This window comes from Methyloceanibacter marginalis, from assembly GCF_001723295.1.
GTDB lineage: Bacteria > Pseudomonadota > Alphaproteobacteria > Rhizobiales > Methyloligellaceae > Methyloceanibacter > Methyloceanibacter marginalis.
The window spans coordinates 1-4,108 of sequence record NZ_LPWD01000460.1 but is presented as its reverse complement, the minus strand read 5'-3'; the positions used below and the strand labels follow the sequence as shown (position 1 = coordinate 4,108).

The 4,108-nt window shown below is 64.1% G+C and carries 3 protein-coding genes and 1 pseudogene; all 4 read left to right on the top strand.

Features of this window, described 5'->3' with window-relative positions; genetic code table 11:
* The first annotated feature begins 316 nt into the window (after positions 1 to 316).
* Positions 317 to 1,081, top strand: a complete 765-nt coding sequence (locus tag AUC71_RS16405) for an ROK family protein (protein WP_069625122.1) — start codon at positions 317 to 319, stop codon at positions 1,079 to 1,081.
* 14 nt (positions 1,082 to 1,095) lie between these two features.
* Positions 1,096 to 2,239 (top strand): annotated as a pseudogene (locus AUC71_RS22900) (transketolase family protein).
* 17 nt (positions 2,240 to 2,256) lie between these two features.
* Positions 2,257 to 3,165: a transketolase-like TK C-terminal-containing protein gene (locus AUC71_RS22095; RefSeq protein ID WP_280139335.1), complete on the top strand. Its 909-nt coding sequence runs from the start codon at positions 2,257 to 2,259 to the stop codon at positions 3,163 to 3,165.
* Between the two features lie 60 nt (positions 3,166 to 3,225).
* A partial coding sequence (gnd, locus tag AUC71_RS16395; protein WP_069625121.1) for a phosphogluconate dehydrogenase (NAD(+)-dependent, decarboxylating) occupies positions 3,226 to 4,108 on the top strand: 883 nt, incomplete at its 3' end.

Here is a 4,108-nt window from a genome sequence, read left to right as displayed (position 1 = left end):
CCGCCAAGTCCCACAATCCGCCGGAATCGCGCCGCGGCTGTGGATATGATGGACAAGATGTTGGCGGCCGCTGCCAATGCGCAGTTTCGTGGCGCCTGCATGCAGTATTCTTTCGGCACGCTGAGTGCGTTCAGCATGCTCTAAGCTCACCACCTACCTCCACACGAGGTTAGCAAAGACCAGACTCCTCTATCGGAAACGTACGTCAGTTCTAAGACTTGATCCGATTGCTTCACCTTATATTGAGGCCGGCACCGTAAGCCGGCAGCAAGGAAGGCCGCCGCGGGCGGCGAGAACGCAAACTGTGGAGCCCAGGGTGACGCGCGACGAACACCAAGGTCCTCTCACGCTCGCCTTCGATATCGGCGGCAGCCATCTAAAGGCGGGCATCCTCTCGCCGAAGGGGAAGATGTTCAAAGGGCCGAACCAGGTGGTCACGCCCCACCCGACCGTGCCGCAACAGGTGGTCGAGGCGCTGGTGGGCCTCGCGACAAGTCTCGGGCCGCATGACCGCGTCACCATCGGCTTTCCCGGCGTGGTGCGCGAAGACTATGTGGTCACGGCCCCTAATCTCGGCACAGAGCTGTGGCAGGGATTCAAGCTTGCGGCGATCATCCATGAGCGGCTGAAGAGGCCGGTGCGCATGCTCAACGATGCGAGCGTGCAAGGCTTGGGCGCAATCTCCGGTCGCGGCCTGGAATTGGCGATCACCTTAGGAACGGGGTTCGGCTTCGCGTTATTCGAGCATGGGCGTCTCGCCCCGCATCTCGAGATGAGCCAGCACCCGATCAAGACGCACACGACATACGATCAGTATCTCGGAGAGGAGGCGCTCGAAGCCATCGGCCCCAAGGGATGGAATGAACGCGTGCGGGAGATCACCGGCATTCTCGCCACGGTCACCAATCACGACGTGCTCTATATCGGCGGGGGCAACGCGCGCTTGATCGAGAAGCCGTTGCCGGACACTGTGCGGACGGTTTCGAACGAAGATGGTATCACCGGCGGCGTGAAGGTCTGGGACAAGGCGATGGACGCGAGCTTCACCGGCGTGTCATCGGCTTTCGTGACGGTGGCTTGAAGGGAGTAACGGCGGTGGCGCAGACCCCAGGCGAGCTCGACGAACTTGCGATCAACACGATCCGCACACTCTCGATCGACGCCATTCAGAAAGCCAATTCCGGCCATCCCGGCACGGCCATGGACGCGGCACCCACGGCTTACACGCTGTGGCAGCAATTCCTACGCTACGACCCGAAGGCGCCGCATTGGATGAACCGCGACCGCTTCGTGCTGTCGGCGGGTCACGCGTCCATGCTGCTCTACAGCCTGATCCATCTGGCGGGGATCGAGGCGGCCGAGACCTCCTACCAGGAGCAAGGCGGCGAGGCGGTAAGCCTTGCCGACATCGAGTCCTTCCGCGAGGACAACAGCCGCTGCCCGGGCACCCCGAATATGGCTGGACCACGGGCGCGAATCCACCACCGGACCGCTCGGCCAAGGCGTGGCGACGAGCGTCGGCATGGCCATGGCCGGAAAGTGGCTGGCGGCGACCTACAACAAGCCGGACTTCGACCTGTTCGACTTTAATGTCTACGCGCTGTGCGGCGAAGGCTGCTTGATGGAGGGCGTGGGCAGCGAAGCGGCCTCGCTCGCCGGACATCTCAAGCTTTCAAACCTTTGCTGGATCTTCGACAACAACAACGTGACCATCGACGGCCACACCGACATCACCTTCACCGAGGACGTGGTCGCGCGCTTCAAGGCCTATGGCTGGCATGTCGCCGAGGTCGCGAACGCCAACGATCTCGGCCAAGTCGCCGCGGCCTACACGGAGTTCCTTTCGACGGACGACCGGCCGACGCTCATTCATGTGCGCAGCCATATCGGCTACGGATCGCCCGAGAAGCACGACACGCCGGCCGCTCACGGCGAGCCGCTCGGTCCCGACGAGGTGCGCCGCACCAAGGCGTTCCTCGGCTTCGATCCGGACAAGTTCTTCGTCGCGCCGGACGGCGTGCGCCAGCACTTCACCACCCATATGGGCCAGCGGGGCGCGGACGCACGCGCGCGCTGGGAAGCGCTGTTTGCCGACTACGCCAAGAAGCATCCGGGCGAGGCCAAGCAGATCGAGCAGATCCGCGATCGCGAGTTGCCGGACGGCTGGGACAGCGACATTCCCGAATTCCCGCCAGACGCGAAAGGCATCGCCACGCGCGAACCTCCGGCAAGACGCTGAACGCCATCGCGGCGAAGGTGCCTTGGGTGCTGGGCGGCGCGGCGGACGTAGCCGGCAGCACGAAGGTGATCTTGGACTATCCGGATGCCGGCGAGTTTCAACCTTATGGCGCGCTCGGCGACTATGGCGGTCACAATCTGCGCTACGGCATCCGCGAGCACGCGATGTGCGCGGTGGTCAACGGCATGGTGCTGACGGGTTTACGCGCCTACGACTCTTGCTACCTGATCTTCACCGACTATGCGCGCGGCGCGATCCGCCTCGCCTCTTTGATGGATCTTCCCGTGCTGCATATCTGGACGCACGATTCCATCAGCCTCGGCCAAGACGGCCCGACGCACCAGCCGATCGAGCAGCTCGTCTCGTTGCGCGCGGTCCCCGGCCTCATGGTGATCCGCCCGGCGGACGCCAACGAGACGGTTGAGGCCTTTCGGTTGGCGATGCCGCATAAGAGCCGCCCCGTGGCGCTGATCCTGACACGCCAGGCCGTTCCCACCTTCGACCGCTCGGCGTTCGGCCCGGCGAGCGGTCTGGCGAACGGTGCCTATGTGCTGGCCGACGCGCCGGATGGGAAGCCGGACGTGATCCTGATCGGCACGGGTAGCGAAGTTGCGCTCTGCGTTGCGGCGCGCGACTTGCTCGCCAAGGACAAGATTAAAGCGCGAGTCGTTTCAATGCCTTGCCGCGAGCTCTTCGATGCGCAGGATGAGGCCTATCGCGAGTCGGTGCTGCCCGCGTCCGTCACGGCGCGCGTCACGGTCGAGGAAGCGTCGCCGATCGGCTGGGACCGCTATGCGGGACCCAAAGGGATCGTGCTCGGCATGAATACGTTCGGCCTGTCGGCGCCGCTGAAGGTCGTCTCGGAGCATTTCGGGTTCACGCCGGAACGGGTCGCGGCCGCGGCCAAAATGGCGCTGGGTCTTTGAGAGTCTTTTCGCATTCCGGCGTGCCGGGACGCTCACGGCTGCAAAACGAGGAGAGAAACGATGCAACTCGGCATGATCGGCCTCGGTCGAATGGGCGCCAACATGGTCGTGCGGCTGATGAAGGCCGGCCACGATTGCCACGTCTTCGACACCCACGCCGACGCGGTGAAGGCACTGACGGACAAGGGCGCCAAGGGCAGCACGGATCTGAGCGCGTTCGTCAAAGGCCTCGATAAGCCACGCGCGATCTGGATGATGGTGCCGGCGGGCGCCGTGGACGCGGTGATCGCCGAACTCCTGCCGCTGCTCGAGACCGGCGACATTATCATCGACGGCGGCAACTCCTATTATCACGACGATCTGCGCCGGGCTAAGGCGCTGAAAGAAAAGGGCATCCACTATGTGGACGTGGGCGTGAGCGGCGGCGTTTGGGGCCTCGACCGCGGCTATTGCATGATGATCGGCGGCGAAGACGACGTGGTCACGCGGCTCGATCCCATCTTCAAGACCCTGGCACCGGGCGTCGGCGAGGCAGCGCGCACACCGGGCGCCGCCGGCGAGCCTTCCGCCGCCGAGAACGGCTATCTCCATTGCGGGCCGAACGGCGCCGGACACTTCGTCAAGATGGTGCATAACGGCATCGAGTACGGAATCATGGCCGCCTATGCCGAAGGACTGAACATCCTCAAGAACGGCAATGTCGGAAAGCGCAAGCAAGAGACGGACGCCGAGACCACCCCCTTACGCAATCCCGAATACTATCAATATGACATCAACCTGGCCGAGGTCGCGGAGGTCTGGCGTCGCGGCAGCGTGATCGGCTCGTGGCTTCTCGACCTCACGGCGAGCGCGCTGCGCCATAGCCCCGACCTCGCCAATTTCGAAGGTCGCGTGTCCGACTCCGGCGAAGGACGCTGGACGCTGCAAGCGGCCATCGACGAAG